This window comes from Prescottella sp. D32, assembly GCF_037287305.1.
Classification (GTDB): Bacteria; Actinomycetota; Actinomycetes; order Mycobacteriales; family Mycobacteriaceae; genus Prescottella; species Prescottella equi.
This window is the reverse complement of the sequence record NZ_JARBSW010000007.1, coordinates 103460-125335: the sequence shown is the minus strand read 5'-3', so window position 1 is coordinate 125335 and position 21876 is coordinate 103460. Positions and strand designations below refer to the sequence as shown.

Genomic DNA, 21876 nt, shown 5'->3' with positions numbered 1-21876 from the left:
TCATGACCGACACCGCCTTCGATCTGTTCGCGCCGCTGCCGCAGGGCACCACGGTGCTCGAGGCCAGCGCCGGCACCGGTAAGACGTACGCGATCGTCGGGCTCGCGGCCCGCTTCGTCGCCGAGGAGGACGTCGACCTCTCCCAGCTACTGCTGGTCACGTTCAGTCGCGCCGCCACCAAGGAATTGCGCGAGCGCACCCGGGAGCGGTTCGCCTCCGCCGCTGCCGGATTGGCGGACCCCATCGCCGCGCGCGCCAGCGAGGATCCGCTGGTCGCGCACCTGGCCGACACCGACGACGCCGAGATCGCGCTGCGGCGCCGACGGTTGATGCAGGCGCTGTCGGACTTCGACGCCGGCACCATCGTCACCACCCACAGCTTCTGCCAGCGCATGCTCGACGGTCTCGGCATCGCGGGCGAGCGGGATCCGGACGCGGTGCTGGTCGAGGAGGCCGAGGACCTGGTCGCGGAGGTGATCGCCGACCTGTTCCTGCACCGCTTCGCCCGCGCCGACTCCCGCACCCTGCGCCCTGCCGACGCCCGTGCCGCCGCCCGGGCCGCGATCTTCGACCCGCAGTCCGTCCTCGCCCCCGAGGACGCCGAGGGCACCCGCGCAGGCGACGCCGTCGCGTTCGCCACCGCGGTCCGCCAGGAGACCCAGCGCCGCAAGCGGCTCGCGGGCATCCGCGACTTCGACGACCTGCCCGCGCTGCTGCACGGCGTGCTCACCGATCCCGAGCACGGGGAGGCGGCGTGCCGCCGGGTGCGCGACCGCTACCGCGTCGTCCTGGTCGACGAGTTCCAGGACACCGACCCGCAGCAGTGGGGGATCCTGCGCGCCGCGTTCCACGGCCATTCGAGGCTCGTCCTGGTCGGTGACCCCAAGCAGGCCATCTACGCGTTCCGGGGCGCGGAGGTGCTCAGCTACCTCGACGCGGTCGGCTCCGCGCACAGCCATCAGGAGCTCACCACCAACTGGCGCAGCGACGCCGATCTGGTTGCCGCACTGGGGCATCTGCACGGCGGCGCCGCCCTGGGGCACCGCGACATCGTCGTGCACCCGGTGTCGGCAGCGAAGCAGGGGTCGCGGCTGCAGGGGGCGGCGCCGCTGCGGCTGCGCTACCTGTGTCGGGCGGGTGCCGGACGGCTCAACAACTCCGGCTATCCGGCCGTCGGGGCGTTGCGTTCGCGGGTCGCGGCGGACGTGGCCGCGGACATCGTCGAACTGCTCGGCAGCGGCGCCACGTTGGAACTGAACGGCGTCACGCGGCCCGTCGAACCCGGTGATGTCGCGATCCTCGCCGGCACCAACGCCCAGATCGCGCTGGTGCGCGAGGCCCTGGACCGGGTCGGGGTGCCGTCGGTTCTCGCGGGCGGCACCAGCGTCTTCGAGACCCCCGCCGCCACGCACTGGTTGCAAGTGCTGCAGGCGCTCGAGCAGCCGCACCGCCCCGACCGGGTCCGGCTCGCGGCGCTCACCCCGCTCATCGGCTGGACCGCCGCCGACGTCGACGCCCGCAGCGACGAGGTGGTCGCCCGGGTCGGCGGGCAGCTGCGGGAGCTGGCGACGGTGTTCGCGCAGTCCGGGTTCGCGGCGCTGTTCGAGCGGCTCGCCGCCGAGTCCAGGCTCGAGGCGCGGCTGCTGACCGTGGCCGCGGGCGAGCGCACGCTCACCGACCTGCGGCACATCGGGCAGCTGCTCGGCGCGGTCGCCGTCGACGAATCCCTCGGTCTCACCGCGCTCACCGGCTGGCTCACCGACCGCATCAAGGACCCGAAATCCGGGGGCGGCGATCGCAGCCGACGCCTCGACAGCGACGCGGCCGCCGTGCAGATCGCGACCGTGCACGCCAGCAAGGGACTCGAGTACCCGATCGTGTACGTGCCGTTCGGGTGGAGCACCGGCCGCTACGCGGATCCCAACCGGTTGCTGCTACACGACGAGCACGGCCGCCGCATCCTCGACATCGGCGGCGAGGGCAGTCCCGGCTACGGCGACCGCCGACGGCAGCGCGACGCCGAGGCCGCGGGCGAGGATCTGCGGCTGCTGTACGTCGCGCTCACCCGCGCCCAGTGCCAGCTGGTGCTGTGGTGGGCGCCCGCGTACTCCACCAACGAGGCGCCGCTGCACCGCATGCTGTTCGGCCGCGAGCCGGGGGAGTCGGACGTCCCGCAGAAGGTGGGCGTGCCCGAGGACCCGATGGTCGCCGAGCAGCTCACCCGCTGGGCGGAGGCCGCGCCGGTGACGGTGGAGGTGCAGGCCGTGGGCGCCGACCCGATCCCGCAGCCGTCGTGGACGCCGCCGCAGGAGGAGACCGGGGAGCTCGCCGCCGCCGTCTTCTCGCGGTTGCTCGACGCCGGCTGGCGGCGGACGTCGTACACGGCGCTCACCGCGTCGGCGCACGAGCATCCGGGTGTCACCAGCGAGGCCGAGGAACCGGAGATCGAGGACGAGCCGGAGGAGCCTGCGCTCATCGCGGCCGCGCCCGCCCTGGGCATCCCGTCGACCATGAACGCCATGCCCTACGGCGCGGTGTTCGGCACCTTGGTGCACGAGATCCTCGAGCACGTCGACACCGCCGCCGACGACCTCGAGGCCGAGCTGGTGCGGCACTGCCGTGAGGCCGTGGCCGCGCGGATGTCGCAGGTCGATCCGGTGGCGCTGGCCGAGGCGCTGCTGCCGGTGCTGCGGACCCCGCTCGCCGGCGGCGGCACCCTCGCCGACATCACCCCGCGAGACCGGCTGCCGGAGTTGGACTTCGAGCTGCCCCTCGCCGGCGGCGACGACCCGGCAGTGCTGACGGTGACGCTGCACCGGATCGTGGACCTGCTGCGCAAGCATCTGCCGCCCGACGACGTCCTCGCGCCGTACGCGGACCGGCTCGCGACGCTGGATCCGACGCCGCTGCGCGGCTACCTCACCGGCAGCATCGACGCGGTGCTGCGGCTCGAAGGCCCCCGGTTCGTGATCGTCGACTACAAGACCAACCGGATCGCGCCCGGCGAGGTGACCACCGCCGACTTCACCCGCGAGTCGATGGCCGGGGAGATGATGCGCTCGCACTACCCGCTGCAGGCGCTGCTGTATGCCGTTGCGCTGCACCGGTATCTGCGGTGGCGGCTGCCCGGCTACACCCCGGAGACCCACCTGGGTGGGGTGCAGTACCTGTTCGTGCGTGGCATGGTCGGCCCCGACACCCCGGACGGGGCGGGCGTGTTCGACTGGGATCCGCCCGCCGCGCTGGTGGTGGAACTGTCGGATCTGCTGGCGGCCAGTGTCGAGGAGACCGCATGATCGAGGCACGCGTCGCGCAGCGCGGCAAGGGAGTCCTGCGGGAGTTCAACGAGGCCGGGGTGCTCGAGGCCGCCGACGTGCACGTCGCGCTGCGGCTCGCGACGCTCAGCGGGGAGACCCGCGAGCCCGTGCACCTGGCGACGGCGCTGGCGGTGCGGGCGGTGCGATCGGGCTCGGTGTGCCTGGACCTGAGCCGGATTCGGGAGGTGACGGTCGACGAGGAGTTCGAGGTCGACCCCGCGGCGCTGCCGTGGCCCGACGACGCCGTCGTCGCCGAGGGGCTGGCGTCGAGCCCGCTGGTGGTCGGCGGACAGGCCGGGCCGCTGCGGCCGCTGCGGCTGGTGGACGGGCTGCTGTACCTGGACCGGTACTACCGGCAGGAACAGACCGTGCGCCGGATCCTGGACGAGCGCGCGCACGGGCACCCGACCGTCGACGAGGACCTGCTGCGGGCCGGACTGGACGAGTTGTTCCGGGACTTCGCCGACCCGTCGCGGCCGTCGGACGCCCCGGACCGGCAGCGCATCGCGGCGGCCGTCGCGGCCACGCACTGGACTTCGGTGATCGCCGGCGGCCCGGGCACTGGCAAGACGCACACGGTGGCGCGGGTGCTGGCGCTGCTCGCGCGGCAGCAGCCGGGACTGCGGATCGGGCTGGCGGCGCCCACCGGCAAGGCGGCGGCGCGGCTGCAGGAGTCGGTGCGCGAGCAGGCGGAGCTTGTCGGGCTGCGGTCGGAGTTACCGGCGATGACGCTGCACCGGATGCTCGGGTGGCAGCGGGGGACCAGCCGGTTCCGGTTCAACGAGACCAACCATCTGCCGTACGACGTGATCGTGGTGGACGAGACGTCGATGGTGTCGCTGACGATGATGTGCCGGCTGCTCGAGGCGGTGCGTCCGGAGGCGCGGCTGGTGCTCGTCGGCGATCCGGACCAGTTGACGTCGGTGGACGCCGGCGCGGTGCTCGCCGACCTGGTGGCGCGGCCCGTGACCGGCGTGGAGAATCCGGTGCTGGCGCGGGTGGTGGGTGCGGACCTCTCTGCGTCGGACGATCCGGCCGAGGCGGCGCTAAGTGCGTCGGAGCGGGACCGGCTGCGGGGCGGGGTGATTCGACTCAGTCGCGGCCGCCGGTTCGGTGGCGCGATCGCGCAGCTGGCGGTGGCAGTGCGGGACGGTGACGAGGACCGCACGCTCGAGATCCTGCGCAGCGGGGCGGCGGACGTGTCATTCGTCGACCCCGAGGACCTGGCGGGGCTGCGCGCCGATGTGGTGTCGACGTCGGCGGAGGTGACGGCGGCCGCGCTGGCCGGCGATGCGGCGGGCGCGGTGCGGGCGTCGGAGAAGCATCGGCTGCTGTGTGCGCACCGGGAGGGCCCGTTCGGGGCGTCGTGGTGGGCGCGCAATGCGATGACGTGGATCGGGGAGGCGACCGGCAGCAGGCTCGACCCGGAGCGCTGGTACGCCGGGCAGCCGCTGATGGTGACCGCGAACGACCACGAGATGCGGATCTATAACGGCGACACCGGGGTTGTGGTCGAGGGCGCGGATGGTGACTTGGTTGCGGCCTTCGCGCGCGGCGAGGAGCCGTATCTGGTGCACCTGAGCCACCTGGCGTCGGTGCAGACGGTGTACGCCATGACGATTCACCGCAGCCAGGGCAGCCAGTACGACGTGGTCTCGGTGATCCTGCCGGGCGAGGAGTCGTCGCTGCTGACGCGAGAGTTGCTGTACACCGCTATCACCCGTGCGCGGACGCACGTGCGGATCGTCGGGACCGAGGCGGCCGTGCGGGCTGCCGTGGGGCGACGGGTCCTGCGGGCGAGTGGGTTGCGGCGGGGCTGAGCCCTAGTGCTCCTCGGTGCGCTCGCGGAGCGGGTTTCGTTCGGCGCCCATCGCGACCGCGACGCGCGCATAATCCGGGTGTGGGTTGTCGATGATCAGGCGCGTGCCGTCCTCGCTGACGGTCGCGCGAGCGAACTCGTTGATCCATCGTGCGGACGCGGCGGTGACCACCAGTATGCCAAGCCCCGCGAAGAGCGAAAGGGCTACGAGACCGTCTTGTGAGGACTCGGCCAGAGCCATCGGCACGGCGATGAGCAGGAGCAGGGTAATAACGAGCAGCGCCCCGGACCGGGCGCGCCGTCGGTAGAGCCAGCCTCGGCATGCGGGGCAGCCATGCGTCGTGATGGTGGTCGAGTAGGCCGTCGCCAGGCGGTTCACCTGTCGGAAGATCCGGTCCGAGGTGAACACGAAATCGTGCAGTAGTTGCGAGCGACGTGACTTGCGATCGAAGTCGGTCGTCGGTCGTGAATAGCACCGGAAACGCTTCGACCAAGTCGCAGGCTCGCCGTGTGCCACACAGAGTTCGGGCATCGGGATCGCAACGAAGCGCATTACCTTCCGTACCTGGGCGTGATCCTTCCATCGGCCGAGTTCGTCGTCAGACCCTTCACGCAGCGGGAAGGCGACCTGGTCCGTCGTTGAGGGAGCCACGATCGGTATGCATAGCCTCTGGTCGTGGCCCAGCGCAAGTGCTTCCGGCCCCACTGGTACGTTGCCAATGTTATCGGCGCCCGGGGAGGGGCTCCGGCCAGAGATTGGGGGATGCGGTGCTTGTCGATCCGAATGCACTCGATACGTTCGCTGCCAAGTTGGGTGACCTCGCTGGGCAGGTGTCGGAGGCCACTGCCTATCTGGAAGAGCATTTGTCGATCGGAATGGCCGACGGCCGCATCTTCCTCTCGGTTGCACCCACGGTCTCCGCCGTCCGGGCGCTTCTGTCGGACAACGCCGCAGCGATCGGGCGCCTGGTCGCCGCGTCGGGTAGTGAGATCGCCCGTACCGCCGACCAGTACCGGGCAACCGATTCGACGAACGCCACGGCATTGGACCGCGTGTACTGACCGCTACTGATCGACTTTCGGAAGGGAGGACCGATGACTGATGATCCGCGAAGCGCGTTGCAGGACCCGGCTGCCGCGGACCCGGTGCCGGATCCGCTCGAGAACGCCCTCAGTGGCTCCTATTTGAGCCCGAGTTATTGGCTGACCGTGCCCGTCATGGGGGCACTCGGAATCATTGGGGTGGAGAAGAACCCGGTCGACACGATCGCGGATTGGGTGGCCGGCGATTGGGCGGCAGTGCAGGAGGCCGGTCGTGCGGTGAAGTCCGTCGGTGACTTCAACGCAATGATGTCCGAGGCGCTGTCGTCGGCGACGAGCACTGCTGTGGTGTCATGGGAGGGTGAGGCCGCAGATTCTGCAGCCGGCTACTTCGACGAGTTGGCTCGCGCCGTCGAGTCTCAGCGGCAAGTGATCAATTCGATGGGTGCGGAACTGGAGACGGTGGCCCTCGGGATGTATGAGTTCTCACAGTCCGTCAAGGGACTGTTGGGGACTGCGACGGATTTGATGATCCAGTTCCTGATTGAGTTGGCCGCGGCCGGTGCGTCGACTTTCGCAGCGGCAACCGGAGTTGGTGCGATCATCACGGCGAGCGCCTGGGCGGTAGCACTCGCCACGGGGTGGAAGGTCTTCCAGACGATCCAGAAGATCGTCGACGTCGTCAACAAGGCATTCATGGGCGCGCAAGCCGTTGCAGGCCTGGTCGCCGGATACATGGGCGCCGTCGGGGACTCAAAGCTCCCGGCCCTCCCTGGCGCCGCCTACGGTCAAGGTGGGGTGTGACATGGCTGCAGATCGCCCGTTGCTTCCTTCACTCGAGACCGATCCGGCGATGGCGCTGTAACTGAGGAAGTCGCTACAGATCCTGTCGGACGCCACGCCCGACCCGTCGTTCAAGAAGATGGTGGCCGATATCCTCTCGGGACGGGCGAGCCTGCGCGACGTCGTCGACTCGACCACCTTCTCGAGCGTCGTCAATCCCCTCGTCAGCGGGGCTGTCACCGAGCTGTCACAGCTGAGTACCGAGGAGAAGGAAGGGCTTGCAGCACAAGGGCAGCGGAGGATCGAGGAGGAGTACGCGGGCTCGAACGCCGACGCTCCTCTGGAAAGTGACGACGAGTACTTCGACGACCCGCCGCCGATCATGGGCACCGACTGGTAGCGGCCCGAGCGCCGCTGCGTTTCGCCTCGCCTGTGGCGAGAACCCTGGTCGCATCGAGCCGCGCATCGACGTCGGCCGGTTCGGGGCCTTCGCTGGGTTGAGTTCGATACCTCTTGATATAACCTCCGAATGAATATTAAACCTTCCGGTTGGTATCCGGATCCGGAGAACGCTCCCAGCACCCTTCGGTGGTGGGATGGGAACCAGTGGACGTCTGCAACCCAGACAGGCGGGCCTGGACAGCAACTGACCGATCCGACGCCTAAGACGGCGCCGAAGCGCAAGGGCTGGAAGCTCGCTGGCGGGATCGTCGGAGGTTTGGTCGTCCTTTCGATCATCGGAAACATGATCGGAGGAGAGGACGATCCGGCCGAGTCGGAAGCAGTCCCGACAACGTCGACCGCTATCCCGCTCGCTACCAGCGCTCCCGCGCGGACGGCGGAGTCGAGTTCTGTAGTCGCCGCGCCTAGTTCCGGAGCGCTCGCTCCGACTGTCGCTGATGCGTCGGGATTGTCTGACGCCCGGTGTGCAAGTGCAAGCCCCAGCCTCATTGCCCAGATCGCTCGGGGTCTCACCGACAACAGTCTGACGCTCGCGAATGGTCTGGTGATCGAAGACGGCCCGTATACCTTCGTCGGCGCGACGATGTTGCGTCCGGACGGCCAGATGGAGAACCGTTCCGACGTTTGGGTTGTTCTGGGTGGCAGGGTGTATGCATCCACCGGGGGCGCCCGAAACGAGACGTCGTGGCCGAAGGCGAGTAGCAACATCGACATCTCGCCGGGCGACGAGCGGGTGCAGGCGCTCGATCAGTGCGTCATCGACGTCACAACTCGCTGATTCCGCTGTGTCTCGAGTGAGGAAGCGGCTCGTCGTCGTGGATTGATCGGTGTAGTCGAGCGGGCTTGCTTCGTGGCGTCGGTCAGGACGCCTCGAACCGGGCTTCCACGTCGGCCCGAATAAGTAGCGGCTCGGGACGCAGTTCGACGGTCGGGCTGCCGGCGTCGTGCGCCGGAGCCGACGCTGCCATCGCCCGCATAACCGGCGGTCCGAAGTCTGGTCGCTGTCCCGCATTCAGCATCCCCGGGTCGGCCAGCGCGACGGCCTCGATGCGCTTGCACCCAAGGCTCCGGGTGTAGCCCTTGGCCTTGGCGAGGGCGTCCCGCACCGCGAGATCCCGGACTCGCGCCACCGCCTTCGCGTGGGCCGTCCGGGTGAGCTTCCACTCCAAGCGCGTGACGTTGACGCCCTCGATCGCCGACGCCCGGTCGACGAACGAGGCGACGGCGTCGAGATCGCGGAACGTCACGGCCGCGGTGGCCATCGACCGGTAGTTCCACGGCAGCTTCTTGCCCTGCGGGTGATACGGGCGGTAGCGGGAGTGCTGCACCTGATCGAGCGACCAGCGGCGCAGTGGCCGGGCGGCGTCCTTCTCGAACGAGCCGACGAGTTGCGTGACCGCGGCCGCTGACGAGGTCGCGGCGTCGGACGCCTCCGCGCGGGTGGCGGCGTCGAACTCGATGTTCAGGTGGACCACGCCGCGATTGGGCGTGACCGAACGTTCGGCGTGGCCGGTGACGGTGATCGTGACGGGATTGGTGGGCATGCCACCAGTGTCCCCGAACATGGCCAGTGTGCAGAACCTAAGTGATTGGACCGTCGATGCGGCGGAGGTAGATCCGCAAGGAGGCTGAGCTGATCGACCGCCGGCCCGGGTAGACCGCGGAAGGGGCCGCCGTGCCGAGGTGAGAACGCCGGTGAGGCGGTGAACGGGGCGGGGTTGTCGTTGGTGCAGAGTGTCTCCACGCACGGATGTCGGTACGCGCCATTACCGTCCGATGCATGGGAATTCTGACAAGCATCCAGTCTGTAGTCGTAATAATGGCGGGATTGACGACTGTGACGTCAGCGTCGATCGCGCGATTCTTACGGTCCCATCGGGAGGACCGTCGGCAGAAGCAGATATCAGCTCTGCTGGAGCAAGCTGAAACACCAGGTCTCAGCGAGACCGTCATCGAAGGCATGCTGGCCAGAGCCCGCCGCATGATCAGCTGGGACTTCGCGCGCGACAAGTACCCGGAACGGTCCGGTGTGGTCTCGATGTTGTTGCCGGTTGTCGGCGTTGCGGCTGTTCACCTTGTCATTACGTGGCCGGGGCTGCCTGCGGGCGCCGTCCCTCCGGTAATTTCGTGGGTCGTGTGGATCGCAATGGTGTGGTCGATCTGCAACGCGTTGCGTCGATTCATCGTTTTCGATGCAGACGCTGCGCGACAGAAACTATGTCAGCTCGGATCGGGTGCCGATATCGACCGCATGGAACCTCCGTACGGCGTGCGTGACTACCTGTTGGACGGACTGAAGGTTCGTAGGTTCCGAAACCCTGAGTTGAGGGTTCCCACAGTCAATTTGATTCTGCGTGATGCCTGGTGTCTGCAAAATCGCGTGCCGACAGGTGACCGGAGGCTCTCCGAGGTTGTGGTCGGCGGCTTCCTTCCGGAACTTGATTCGAGCGCGGAATGGGAACGACTCGGAGAAGGGATCGATGTTGCATACATTAACGCCGCAATTCGTAGACGAAATGGGGGCTTTCGCACATAACCCTCTTGCGAAGTGCTGGCGATCCGTCGTCGGGCGATGGCCCGATCGGCGGTTGCACACGTGCCCGACGGGAACTGCCTTGGTGACGATGATTCGGGAATTCGGCGCTTCAGAACAGCGTCGGCTCGGCGCGGGCGCCGCTGCGTGCCTCCTGCACGCGGGCATTCCAGCGCTGCACTAACCACATCTCGATCAGCTCCGGGTCGGTGCCCACCTGCATCGCCCAGGCGCTGAGCAGTTGCAGATAGCGGTCGTAGCGGCGGAGCGTGAACCCACTGACCGATGGCTCCTCGAGCCAGCCCTCGTGGATGAGCGTCGAGACGCCGTGCTGGTCGATCAGCTGGGCGCGGACGCCGTCGCGTCGCACTCCGACCGCCCACATGAACAGCGCCATCAGCGGCACCCCGACGCCGGGCATGTCCGGCCAGCCCGACCAAGCGTCACCCGACGGTTCGGGGATCCGCTTGTCCTTGGCGCACCGGTCCAGCACGTTCTTGATCTTGGCCAGTGGTTCCTGCTCGGCGTAGGGGTTGAAGACGTCGGGCAGGCGGCGGGTCGCCCGGCGGCTGCGGTGCGCGCTGCGCCAGGCCGCGCACAAGAACAGCAGACCGAGGGCGTCGTGCTCGGAGTCGACCAGTTCGCTGCCGAGTTGCAGATCGTTGCGCTGGACGACGGCGATGCCGCGGTCGACCACCCGACGGTCGAGATCCCGTCCGTGCAGGACGATCTCGTGCTTGTGCTCGTGCAGGTGGTGGTTCCACCAGTCGAGGTCGACGTGCGCGCTGTCATCGAGGACGTGCAGCGGATAGGCGCGGGCGCGGCACCATTGCACGCAGGCCTCCGGTGGCGCGAACCCGTCGTCGAGCAGATGCATGTGGCGATGATTGCACCAGGTACCGACAGCGGCGGGGCGCGACACGGTGGCACCCCGCACGATGCGGGCATACCTTTGACGGTGAGGGCTCGATCGCGAGTGGCTACGCGAGGCGACCGGGCCCTCGCAGGTGACCGCTGATGGCTGCATTGGGTGTGTTGGCGCTGGTACTGGGCGTGCTGCTGATCGTGATCGAGGCGCACGTTCCGACCTACGGCGCGCTCGGCGTGGCCGGGACCCTGCTCGCCGGAACCGGGGCGTGGCTGCTGTTCACGTCCGGCGGACTCGGGCTCGAGGTGGCGCTGCCCGTGACGCTGGGTGTCGCGGTGGTAGGACTCGGCGCGGTCGCCGTCACCGGTCGGAAGGTCCTGGGCGCGCGGCGCGAGCCGGTGCGGACCGGCGCGCAGTCACTCGTCGGGTCCGAGGCGCTGGTCCGGAGCTGGGACGGCCACCAGGGGCAGGTAGAGCTGGGCGGCGAATTATGGCGCGCCCGAATGGAGTTTGGCTACACCGAGACGCCGGGTGCGGGGGAGTCCGTCGTCATCGAGGGGGTGCGTGGACTCACGCTGAGCGTGCGTCGTCGGGAACCGTGGGAGTTGCCATGTTGACCACGATCATTCTGGCCGTCATCGTCGTCGCGCTGCTCGCGGTGATCGTCGCGTCGGCCGCCGTCCGGGTGCTGCGCGAGTACGAGCGTGGCGTGCTGTTCAGGCTAGGCCGGCTCGTTGACCTGAGGGGACCCGGCCTGGTGCTGCTGATCCCGGCGGTGGACCGCATGGTGCGGGTGAGCCTGCGGACCGTCACGCTGAACGTGCCGATGCAGGAGGTGATCACCCGGGACAACGTGCCGGTGAAGGTCACCGCCGTCGCGTACTTCCGTGTGGTGGACGCGGACCGGGCGATCGTCGGGGTGGAGGACTACTTCGCGGCGACGTCGCAGATCGCGCAGACGACGCTGCGGTCGATTCTCGGCAAGGCCGAGTTGGATGCCCTGCTGGCGGAGCGGGAGCGGCTGAACGAGGACCTGCAGAAGGTGATCGACCAGCAGACCGAGCCATGGGGCGTGAAGGTCACCACCGTGGAGATCAAGGACGTGGAGATTCCGCGGGACATGCAGCGGGCCATCGCTAGGCAGGCGGAGGCCGAGCGTGAGCGGCGCGCCAAGATCATCAATGCGGAGGCCGAGTTCCAGGCGTCGGCGCGGCTCGCCGAAGCCGCGGACATCATCAGCCGCAATCCGACCACGCTGCAGCTGCGCTACCTGCAGACGCTGGGGGAGTTGGGTGGGGAGAGCACGTCGACCGTGGTGTTCCCGGTGCCGATCGATCTGATCCGGCCGTTCCTGGCCGGTGACGCGGTTCCGGCGCCGTCGACTAGTAACGAGCGGCCTGCGTTGCGGGGGCGGAGGGACATGGAGTCGCTCATCGCCGGCTGGACGTCGGTGCGGGCCGACGCCCAGCGGGCGACCAAGTAGCGAGCGTCAGTTCGACGGCTTGCCGACGGGGATGGACTCCCCGAGGTCGCCGGCGTCGTGGCCGTCGCGGCAGGCGCAGTCATCACCGCAGCCGCCGCATCCGCCGGCGTAGGAGTCGTCGTCGGCGTCGCAGTCGAGGACGCCACCGAGCTTGGCGGCGAAGTCGTCGTCGAGGTCGTGGGTGAGCTCGTGGATCTCGTCGACCAGGTTGATCAGGTGCTGCGGCGCGAACGGGTCGGCGTCGACCAGGGTCGACACCAGCAGATGCCCGTCCTCGATCGTGAAGCGCAGGCGCGGCCACTCGGCGGACAGCTCAGGCAGGTTCTGCACGGCGGCAGCGCCGTCACCGAGCTCCGAGAGGATCGACGCCCACACGTGCAGCTGCGGACCGTCCTCGGCGACCGTGACGTAGAGCCCGAAGCCGTGGACCGGGATCGCGATGTCGCCGTCCTCGTCGACCTCGGGCGCGCTGCCGAGGAGTTCGGTCAGCGTGCGAAGGCTCAGGGCCTGCAGCTGCTCGCGGCTGTCGGTCGCGATCGCGAACGCGCCATCGAGCTGAAGCGGCTGGTCAGTGGTGTCGTGCTCGGTCATCATTCCCCTGTCCGGCGCCGGCCGGATCTACGGTTCGGGCGCTGCAAAGTCTGTGGTCGTTGGGTGTCAACGGTATCGCGGACCTGGCCGGAAACCAGCATCCACAGCGGACAGCGGCAGCCCTCATTGCGAATAGGCCGCCGTCGTTTACGGCCGATCAGGCGCTCGTGTCACATGTCACCGCCGTATGTGCATCCGACGCATCCGTGTGAGGGGCCGGGGCCGCTGACTCGGAAGTCCGCTGATACTAAACGGCTAGGTTCTGTCCCTGCACTGAACCGTCGGTGTCAGGTGCGACGATCACTACTCGTGGAAGACGATCCAGCAGAGGGGATCGCAGACCGAAGGAGAACCCGACCGTGTTGGTTAACGATCTGATTGCTCGTCTTGCATCACCAGACACGACGGCACGCACCGAAGCAGACATTCAGTCGGATGTGAAGATTCTTCTCTTAAGCGGCCAGTTCGGACTGGACGAACCATCGCTCGAAGAGCAGGTGGGAGATGGCTCTCGACGTCGAATTGACGTCGCGATCGGAGCCACGGTCATCGAAGTCAAGAAGTCCTTGGCGAACGAACTGGCGGCTGAGGATCATATCGCTCAGCTGGGCGGCTATGTCCGGACCAAGACCAGGCGGGAGCAATCGCGGTACAACGGCATCCTGACCGACGGCCGGCGCTGGTGGCTGTTCGAGACTGACCCCGCGGACGGCGAGTTCAAGCGGCGCTCGATCTTTGAGCTAAGCAGCACAGATCGGGCCGACAACCTCATCGAGTGGTTGCAAGCAGTGCTGGCAACCCATTCGAACGTCAAGCCGATGCAGCGCACCATCGAGAAGTTCCTCGGCAGCTCATCACCGGCCTACGAGCAGGACATTTCGTACTTGCACGGGCTGTACCAGCAAGTCGCCGACGATCCCACGGTTCGTTTGAAACGAGGCCTATGGGCGCGCCTGCTGCGTAGCGCTCTGGGGACTGGATTCCAGAATCAGGACCAGCTGTTCTTCGCCCACACACTCCTGGTGATCGAGGCCGCTGCCATCGGACACGCCGTCATGGGGGAACCTCTCGCGGACTTGGCTGGCGATCCGCAGCGTCTCATGCGAGGCGAGGCATTCGCAGACGCCGGCATCTACAACGTGATCGAATCGGACTTTTTCGATTGGGTCCTGGCCGCCGAGGACGGGGGTCGGTTCATCACCAGACTTATACACCGAGTCGCGGTGTTCGACTGGAGTCAAACCGACCACGACGTACTTAAAGTGCTCTACGAATCGGTGATCCGCGCTGACACGCGTAAAAGCCTGGGCGAGTACTACACCCCGGACTGGCTCGCGGAAGGCATCGTTGCGAAGGTCGTGACCGATCCGCTGAAGCAGCGAGTACTCGACCCCGCATGCGGCTCGGGCACCTTCGTCTTTCACACGGTCCGACGCATTATCCAGTCCGCCGTTGAACACGGATGGGACAACAAGCGACTGCTTGACCACCTACAAGAACACGTCTTCGGACTCGACATTCATCCGGTTTCGGTGCTGCTGGCCCGCATCACCTACCTACTGGCGCTCGGTGACCGGCTGCAAGACGATCGAGACGAAATTTGGGTGCCGATCCACCTTGGTGACTCGGTGCAGTGGCACCAGCCGCCCGACCACGACGAAGACGCTATCCGCATTCGCACTGAGGGCATTGACCTTGCGCTCGGATCCGAAGAATCGACCCTGTTCGAGCTGGCAAACACGCTGATCTTCCCGCTGGCAAGCATCGACGATCCTGGAACCTTCGACCGATTGGTGACGGCGATGACCAGCGCAGCTAAGCGTCACATCGATAACGCGAAGAAGCGCCCTTCGGTCAAGCCGATCCTGACCCAGTTCGGTATCCCCGACGGGCATGATGCCGGCATTCTTACCGAGACCTTTAACCTGCTGTGTGATCTCAATGCGCAAGGCCGTGACAGCATTTGGGGCTACTTCGTACGCAACCAGGTCCGACCAGTGTGGCTGTCGATGTCTGGCCGCCGTGTCGATGTGCTCGTGGGCAACCCGCCTTGGGTTGCGTACCGGTTCATGACCCCTGAAATGCAAGCCAAGTTCAAGGCCATGTCCGAAAAGCGCAACCTGTGGCACGGCGCGAAGGTTGCAACACACCAGGATCTCGTGGGGCTGTTCATCGTCCGCGCCGCCGAGAAGTACCTTAGCGACAGCGGCACCTTCGGTTTCGTCACCCCGCTGGCAGTGCTCAGCCGCCAGCACTACGAGGGATTCCGCGCGGGCAAGTGGGGCCCGCAGTTGCGCGGCGAACTGACTGAGCTGTGGGACCTCGACGCGGTACGACCGAACGGCTTCTTCCCAGTCCCCGCCGGCGTCGTGTTCGGCACCCGGCACTCCTCAAGCATTGATTTCGAAGCCGAGGACGTTCCCTACGGTTCGCCAGCCACCAAGACGGTGCTGACGGGGCTGCGGAACATCGACGGATGGGCGGCAACCTCTGCGGCACTGACCTTCACCACAGTCCCCAACCGCGCCATCACAGCAGAAATCGAAGGTGGATCACCATACCGGTCGAATGTGACACAAGGTGCAGTCATCACGCCCCGTTGCTTGTTCTTCGTTGTCGAGGAACAAGTTACGAACAAGCTCGGCCAGACAGCCGGACGCACCACTGTGCGATCTCTGCGAACCGCCCAAGAAGACAAGCGGTGGAAACCGGTACCCGATGTGACAGGGGTAGTCGAAAACCGGTTCATCTTCGACGTGCACCTAGGATCAACGATCGCGCCGTTCCGGCCACTGGCCACGTGGCGTGCTGTCCTTCCGATTGAGAAGGAAGCTCTTATCCGGCGCGATCGCATCGCCGATCACGCCACAGGTCTTGGCCATTGGTGGACCACTACCTCGGCCCTGTGGGAAGTGAACAAAACCGCCCAGAGCAAGCTATCGCTCGCCGAGAGCCTGAACTACCAGAGCAAGCTCTCTAAGCAGCTCGGCGGTACCAAACACCGTGTCGTCTACAGCAAGGCCGGCACGAGGATGGCCGCGGCGCGGCTCGACAATTCCAAACAGGTCATCGACCACACCCTCTACTGGCTGCCCGCCCGCGGGATCGACGAAGCACGCTATATCGTCGCTGTCCTCAACGCTCCGGCTCTAACTGAGGCTGTCACGGAGTACCAGTCCCGCGGCCTCTTCGGGGCGCGTCACTTCGACACCTATGTTTGGCGACTCCCCATCCCCAGGTTCGACCAGAACGACCCCTTGCACCGACAGATCGTGGACCTCAGCATCCAAGCTGAGGAATTAGCAGCTGGAGTGGACCTAGAAGGCTTTGGATTCCAGAAGGCACGAGGGCTCATTCGTGCAGGTTTGGACGCGGCAGGCATCAGCGACCAACTCGATGTCGCGGTGCGCAAACTGCTTGATGGGGAAGGCGAAAGTACCACCGTATGATCGTCGCGGAGTGAACCCGCGGACCAGCCCGGTAGGGCGAACTGCTGAGAATACTCTTCTCTGCTCCATACGCGCCCAAATCGACATCTGCTGACGCCTCAAGGCCACTAAGCGGCTGTGACGTCTCGGGCCCCGTGTAACCGAGCATCGTGTGTTGCACGGGGTCCTCCCTTTGAGGAGATCGTCGAGTAGAGGGTTACTGGGTGTCGATGCAAACCTGGCAGTCGTTCCGAGGGCAATGACTGGGAGTGCACTGCTTCACGAAAGTAAGTCTCAACGGCCCAGAAGGACCAATCGCGTGTCGAGACGCACCTAGGTCGGCCCGTTGTCCGGGTTCCAGGCACGTGGCGCGCGCATGGCAGTATGACCAGAAACGCCCGCGGGCGGATCCTCCGCGGATGGCGGAGACTGATTGCAATTAGACGGGGGCACGGGGTTACGGTTGCACCCGCACGGACAGTATCGGCTGTTTTAGAACGGTTCGGCTCGACCTTCTGAGAGTTCACAGCTGCCTTCCGCTGAGAGTGCGACTCGATAGACTCAAGGACGGCGGTCGCCGGTCGTGAAGACCAAGCTGACCAAACGTGAAGTCCTGCAGCTTGCTCAGCTCCCACAACTGACCTACCGACCACATTCACGGTCTCGATGACCGCGACCTCAGGCACGACGAATTCTAGGCCTCAATCTTGGATTTGCGCACGAATCGCATCCTATCGACTGAATTCGAGCATGGGAACTGGTCAGGACGTTGGCATCGATGACGACAATCGACCTACTCGCGCATCCATTCTGACCGAGAGAGTTTTGCTCGCGACGTCAAGCGCCTGGCCGGCGAAGCGAACCATTCTGGTGTATCTACAATCTGCACTGTGACTCAACACATCATCGGCGCGCTCGACGGCGTCATCGTGACCCTCTCGGATAGCCGCACGACGTTCGACGAAGGACCGCCGAGGGACGCAGTCGTCAAATACTCGAAATATCCGTCGCGTTCCGACTCCTGTCAGGAAGGCGCACTCGCTGCCGTAGTTCTCGTCCAAGGTCGAGCGAACTTTAACGACAGAGATGACGACGGAACGGTGCGCTCGGGCACGAATGAACGCGAAGCTGCCGAGATCGTTACCAACTTCCTTGCAAAACGCAGCGGAACGTACTCGTCCCTGCAGAAACTTGGTGACGACATCTGGCAGCACATCATGGAGGAACATTGGTACGGCTGTCCTAGTTGCCGGAAGGAGCTTAACAACTCCAAGCAGGAGAACGAGCCCGCCTGCAGCTATCACCATGACACCGGCTTCTCGCTCTTCGTTGCCGGGGTCAATGCGGATGAGGGACCGGAGCCGATGCTCTACCAGCGGGTACTCGGACGCCGTCGAGGCGGGACGGACCGCATCAAATGGCCATACCACGACACGATGGCAAACGGTGGCCGCGCGGAAGTAGCCCTCTACCGTGGGTACGGTGAAAACCCCGCCGACTACCGTGAAGGGCTCGAGAAGTACTGGGATGATCTCGTCGACAGTTTCAACAGAACCGCGGCCATGGCTCCTTGCACTGACGGACCTGGAGGGACGGAGATCTCCACCGTCGGCGGGACAATCCATTCAATCATCGTCGATCCCAAAACCGGCGTGACAGAGAAGGCGGAGCGGCCCGAGATCGCTGTCGAGTGCGGACAGGACGGGTACAAGGAGTAGAACTAGTGTGGTGGCACCCGTCAGCTGTCGTACTCTGCGCTCCAGCAGTTCGGCTTGTTGACGATTGTCAAACAACTCGCGCTCGTCTACTGATCTGGGACGAGGGTCGACGATTTCTGCAGTCGGGCACTCGATGGACGAGGTGGCAAGTCGTCTCCATAGCCGCTGCAAGGTTCAACAAAGCCGTTGGCGTTAAGTGGAGGCAGCCATCTTTCGTGCGGGCCGCATGTCGACTGCAAGTAAAGGTCGCGGGGTCATCAAGGTCCATGGCTGTGCGGTGCGCGCCCGAGCCGGGGAGGCCGAGTACCGAAAGTTGCTCGTCGCGCGTGAATCGCAGATCGGAGTGGACTGAGCACCAAGAGAATCAGTCGATGCGCAAGCACCTCAAGGCCCTGTATGCGACCGTTGACGTTTGATGGTTGGTCTGTCGGCACAGGACCCAGAGCTTCGTACAGTGTTCGCGCGGGCCCTCCAGGATTTGACTCGGCTATGGACGGCATCCCCGCCCGCGGTGGTTCTCAGCGAAGAAAGCCTGGTGTCGAACCGGACCTCCAGCTCCTCCGCATACCCCGACCGCTGTTCACCGCCGCCTTCAGTGAGGGCCAATACGTCTTGTGGCTTGGCTCGGGTATCAGCTGACTAAGGACGGGTAGCGGGACACCCTGATCTGTTCACGCTGCTTGCCGTCACCGACCGACACCCCGGCTGAGGATGTAGTGCTCGTCAGCACGCAGCTCGTCGCGCTCTTCATCGGGAAGGGCTTGGACTTCGACGACAGGTGCTGTTATGGGCGGGCCAGCCACGCGCGTAGAAGACTCCGGCTTACGTACGGTTCGGATTATTAAGGGACGAAAGCGCTATCGCGCAGTCCGCACTTCTGGGGGTTCAGTTCAGTGCGCGTTCGTTCAAGCTCCATAGGTGAGTCGATGCAATGCGGCGATCGAATCAGGTAAGCACCGCACCCGGATTTAGAATCCCCAACGGATCGAGTGCATTCTTGACCCGCCGGTTCAGCTCCATGACGTCCTCGCCGAGCTGCCCGGGCAGCCAGTCCCGCTTGAGCCGCCCGACCCCGTGTTCGCCGGAGATGGTGCCGCCCAGGGCGATTGCCAGCTCCATGACGCGGGCGAAGGCGGTGCGGGCGCGGTCGGTCATGTCGGGGTCGGTGGGGTCGAAGACGATCAGCGGGTGGGTGTTGCCGTCGCCGGCGTGCGCGACGGTGCAGATCAGGACATCGCAGTCCTCGGCGATCGCCTCCACGCCGGTGATGAGCGCGGGCAGCTGCTGCATCGGCACGCCGACGTCCTCGAGCAGCAGGCTGCCCATCGCCTGCACCGCGGGGAAGACGGATCGTCGTGCGGCGGTGAAGGCGTCGCCCTCGACGGCGTCGTCGGTGGCGAACACCTCCGTCGCACCGTTCTTTTCGCACGCCGCGACGATGGTCGCGATCTCCTGCGCGCCAGCGGCGCCGGGCGCATCAGACTGGGCGAGCAGTAGCGCGCGGGCGTTGCGGTCCAGGCCCATGCGGACCGCGTCCTCGACCGCGTTGATGGATGCGTGGTCCATGAACTCGAGCATCGCCGGACGCATCTCCCGGGTTATCGCGAGGACGGCGTCGGCCGCCGACTCCACCGACGGGAATGACGCGACCACCGTCGACGCCGGCGGCTGCGCCGGGATCAGCCGCAGCGTCAGTTCGGTGATGATGCCGAGGGTGCCCTCGCTGCCGACGAACAGCTTGGTCAGCGACAGGCCGGCCACGTCCTTGAGGAGCGGGCCGCCCAGCCGGACGGCGGTGCCGTCGGCGAGGACCACCTGCATGCCGAGCACGTAGTCGGCCGTCACGCCGTACTTGACGCAGCACAGCCCGCCCGCGTTGGTGGCGGCGTTGCCGCCGATCGAGCAGATCTCGTACGACGACGGGTCCGGCGGATACCAGAGCCCGTGCTCGGCGGCGGCCTGCTTCACCTCCGCGTTGAGCAGGCCGGGTTGGGTGACGGCGACTCGGGTAACGGGGTCGACGGTGATCGCCCGCATCCGCTCGGTGCTCAGCACGATCCCGCCGTCGACCGCGCTCGACCCGCCGGACAGCCCGGAGCCCGCGCCGCGCGGGACCACCGCGATCCGATGCTCGGACGCCCACCGGATCGCCGCCTGCACGTCCTCGGTGCAGGTCGCGCGGACCACCGCGATCGGGGTGCCGGCGTTGGGGTCGGCGGCCCAGTCCTGGCGGTAGCCGGCGGTCATGTCCGGATCGGTCAGCACGGCGCCGTCGGGCAGCGCGCCGATGAGTTGATCGAGAACAGCCGGATCCACCGTCGTCATGCGTCCATCATGCTCCTGCGTGCCGGATTTGCGACCGAAGGTAACGACCGGGCGATAACGTCGGGGCGACCGTACGTCGACGAGGGGGTTGTGGTGGCGGAGTTCGAACGGGACCGGGATCTGTTGATCCGACTGTGGCGGATGTGGGCGAAGCGGGCGGCGGAGCTGTCCGACGAGCAGTGGACGACGGAGACTCGGTTGCCGGGCTGGACCGTCCGCGACGTGTACGTGCACGTCACCCCGGACGTCCTGATCGCGATGCTCGCCGCGCCCGCCGCCGACGGTGAGGCGAAGGTGACCAGCGCGGCGGCGATGCTCCGGGTCTTCAACGCCGACCCGGCCGCGATCGAACCGATGCACGCGCAGCTCGCCGAGATGGTTCGACAGATGGCGGCCGACATCGACCGCGCCAGCGTCGTCCAGCGTTTCGGTTCCGACCTGCCCGATGCGTTCGAACGGCTCGCCGGGCTGAGTCGCGACACCGTCATCCCGCATCCGATTCTGGAGTCGGTGTCGCTCGGCGCCTTCCTCGACATGGCGATCATGGAGGCGACCGTCCATTGGCTCGACGTGATCGACGCCGTCGGCGGTGACGAGCCCGAGGCGATGGCCCTCGAGCGGGCGCGGGACGTGCTCGCTGCGGTGCCCGATCCGCTGGCATTTTGGCGAAGCGGCGACGGGTCGCGCGGGCGACCCGGTGTTGCCGGTGATGCGCTGAGGGTCGATAGCCTCGCGGGATGAGGACTGTCGGCATCGATCTTGCGGCCGAACCCGCGAAAACCGCTGTTGCGACGATCGATTGGGGTGAGCGATCCGCTCGGGCCGTCGGCTTGCGGCTCGGGGCGAGGGACGATGACCTTGTGGAAGCGGTCTTGGGTGCGGACCGATGCGGGATCGACGCACCGTTCGGGTGGCCGGATGCGTTCGTCGACTTCATAATCGCGCATCACAATCGGGAACCCCGCCGTGAGCTCGAGCTGAGCAACCGCGCCGGACGGCTGCCGCTGGTCCGACGGCGGACTGACCGGGTGGTGCACGAGGTGACGGGCATCGTTCCGCTCAGTGTGTCGGCCGACCTGATCGCGCACGTGGCGTTGCGGTGTGCCGGCCTGTTGGCGCGGCTCGCGATCGACGGTGTCGACACGGATCGCGTTGCGGGCGCCGTTGCCGAGGTCTACCCGGCCGCCGCGCTGCAGCAGTGGCGTTTGCCCTTCCGTGGATACAAGGGATCGACGAATCCCGAGAAGCTGGCGCAGTTGGTGGCGAGCTTCGACGAGGCAACGCCATACCTGGACCTCGCCGACTTCCGCGGAGCGTGTGAAGCGTCGGACGACGCGTTCGATGCGGTGGTGGCGGCGGTGATCGCGCGGGCGGTCGCGGTGGGGCATACGCGATTGCCACACGGAGCCGACACCGAAGTTGCTGGTCGCGAGGGGTGGATTCACCTGCCGACCGTCCCGCTATCGGCGCTCGGGTGAACTGGAGCGACGAATCGTCAGGAATCTCGC

18 protein-coding genes are annotated in these 21876 nt (G+C 66.5%); 13 read left to right on the top strand and 5 right to left on the bottom strand.

Translation table 11 applies throughout. The features are described from left to right. Positions 1–2 precede the first annotated feature (2 nt). Together PSS76_RS23305 and recD are read left to right on the top strand one after the other, a co-directional pair. Positions 3–3296: a UvrD-helicase domain-containing protein gene (locus tag PSS76_RS23305; protein ID WP_337456696.1), complete on the top strand. Its 3294-nt coding sequence runs from the start codon at positions 3–5 to the stop codon at positions 3294–3296. Then, on the top strand, positions 3293–5137 hold the full coding sequence (recD, locus tag PSS76_RS23300; RefSeq protein ID WP_337456695.1) for an exodeoxyribonuclease V subunit alpha: 1845 nt from the start codon (positions 3293–3295) through the stop codon (positions 5135–5137). Before PSS76_RS23305 ends, recD begins: the two co-directional genes overlap by 4 nt. A 3-nt stretch (positions 5138–5140) precedes the next feature. On the opposite strand, the gene PSS76_RS23295 is transcribed toward recD, so the two are convergent. After that, complete coding sequence (locus tag PSS76_RS23295) at positions 5141–5788, bottom strand: hypothetical protein (RefSeq protein ID WP_337456694.1); 648 nt, start codon at positions 5786–5788, stop codon at positions 5141–5143. A gap of 38 nt (positions 5789–5826) precedes the next feature. Here PSS76_RS23295 and PSS76_RS23290 point away from each other — a divergent pair, with 38 nt between their 5' ends. From PSS76_RS23290 to PSS76_RS23275, 4 genes are all read left to right on the top strand, one after another. Then, positions 5827–6198: a type VII secretion target gene (locus PSS76_RS23290; protein ID WP_337456693.1), complete on the top strand. Its 372-nt coding sequence runs from the start codon at positions 5827–5829 to the stop codon at positions 6196–6198. A 33-nt stretch (positions 6199–6231) separates the two neighbouring features. Then, on the top strand, positions 6232–6981 hold the full coding sequence (locus PSS76_RS23285; protein WP_337456692.1) for a hypothetical protein: 750 nt from the start codon (positions 6232–6234) through the stop codon (positions 6979–6981). A gap of 118 nt (positions 6982–7099) precedes the next feature. Then, the gene (locus PSS76_RS23280) at positions 7100–7360 is read left to right on the top strand and encodes a hypothetical protein (RefSeq protein ID WP_337456691.1); all 261 of its coding nucleotides are present in this window, start codon (positions 7100–7102) and stop codon (positions 7358–7360) included. Positions 7361–7489: 129 nt separating this feature from the next. Then, positions 7490–8200 (top strand): DUF2510 domain-containing protein, encoded by a 711-nt coding sequence (locus PSS76_RS23275; protein WP_337456690.1) that lies wholly within the window; start codon positions 7490–7492, stop codon positions 8198–8200. 82 nt (positions 8201–8282) lie between these two features. Here PSS76_RS23275 and PSS76_RS23270 read toward each other — a convergent pair whose 3' ends face one another. Further along, complete coding sequence (locus PSS76_RS23270; protein ID WP_337456689.1) at positions 8283–8966, bottom strand: SIMPL domain-containing protein; 684 nt, start codon at positions 8964–8966, stop codon at positions 8283–8285. A gap of 236 nt (positions 8967–9202) precedes the next feature. Here PSS76_RS23270 and PSS76_RS23265 point away from each other — a divergent pair, with 236 nt between their 5' ends. Then, positions 9203–9958, top strand: coding sequence for a hypothetical protein (locus PSS76_RS23265; protein WP_337456688.1), 756 nt, complete (start codon positions 9203–9205; stop codon positions 9956–9958). Between the two features lie 109 nt (positions 9959–10067). Here the strand turns inward: PSS76_RS23265 and PSS76_RS23260 are convergent, their stop codons facing one another. After that, positions 10068–10832 (bottom strand): 8-oxoguanine DNA glycosylase OGG fold protein, encoded by a 765-nt coding sequence (locus tag PSS76_RS23260; protein WP_337456687.1) that lies wholly within the window; start codon positions 10830–10832, stop codon positions 10068–10070. 140 nt (positions 10833–10972) lie between these two features. Here PSS76_RS23260 and PSS76_RS23255 point away from each other — a divergent pair, with 140 nt between their 5' ends. Then, positions 10973–11440: an NfeD family protein gene (locus PSS76_RS23255; protein ID WP_337456685.1), complete on the top strand. Its 468-nt coding sequence runs from the start codon at positions 10973–10975 to the stop codon at positions 11438–11440. Continuing rightward, positions 11434–12306, top strand: a complete 873-nt coding sequence (locus PSS76_RS23250) for a slipin family protein (protein ID WP_443147382.1) — start codon at positions 11434–11436, stop codon at positions 12304–12306. The genes PSS76_RS23255 and PSS76_RS23250 overlap by 7 nt, the downstream gene beginning before the upstream one ends. Positions 12307–12312: 6 nt before the next feature. On the opposite strand, the gene PSS76_RS23245 is transcribed toward PSS76_RS23250, so the two are convergent. Beyond that, the gene (locus PSS76_RS23245; RefSeq protein ID WP_337456684.1) at positions 12313–12897 is read right to left on the bottom strand and encodes a T3SS (YopN, CesT) and YbjN peptide-binding chaperone 1; all 585 of its coding nucleotides are present in this window, start codon (positions 12895–12897) and stop codon (positions 12313–12315) included. A 359-nt stretch (positions 12898–13256) separates the two neighbouring features. On the opposite strand from PSS76_RS23245, the gene PSS76_RS23240 reads away from it, so the two are divergent. Further along, positions 13257–16346, top strand: coding sequence for an N-6 DNA methylase (locus tag PSS76_RS23240; RefSeq protein ID WP_337456683.1), 3090 nt, complete (start codon positions 13257–13259; stop codon positions 16344–16346). Between the two features lie 869 nt (positions 16347–17215). Next, the gene (locus PSS76_RS23235) at positions 17216–18043 is read left to right on the top strand and encodes a hypothetical protein (RefSeq protein ID WP_337456682.1); all 828 of its coding nucleotides are present in this window, start codon (positions 17216–17218) and stop codon (positions 18041–18043) included. Between the two features lie 945 nt (positions 18044–18988). Here the strand turns inward: PSS76_RS23235 and PSS76_RS23230 are convergent. Further along, a complete protein-coding gene (locus PSS76_RS23230) occupies positions 18989–20368 on the bottom strand; it encodes an FAD-binding oxidoreductase (RefSeq protein WP_337456681.1) in 1380 nt (459 codons plus the stop codon). A 93-nt stretch (positions 20369–20461) separates the two neighbouring features. Here PSS76_RS23230 and PSS76_RS23225 point away from each other — a divergent pair, with 93 nt between their 5' ends. Together PSS76_RS23225 and PSS76_RS23220 are read left to right on the top strand one after the other, a co-directional pair. Continuing rightward, the gene (locus PSS76_RS23225; RefSeq protein WP_337456680.1) at positions 20462–21109 is read left to right on the top strand and encodes a maleylpyruvate isomerase family mycothiol-dependent enzyme; all 648 of its coding nucleotides are present in this window, start codon (positions 20462–20464) and stop codon (positions 21107–21109) included. Then, the gene (locus PSS76_RS23220) at positions 21106–21846 is read left to right on the top strand and encodes a DUF429 domain-containing protein (RefSeq protein ID WP_337456679.1); all 741 of its coding nucleotides are present in this window, start codon (positions 21106–21108) and stop codon (positions 21844–21846) included. The genes PSS76_RS23225 and PSS76_RS23220 overlap by 4 nt, the downstream gene beginning before the upstream one ends. The last annotated feature ends 30 nt before the right edge of the window (positions 21847–21876 follow it).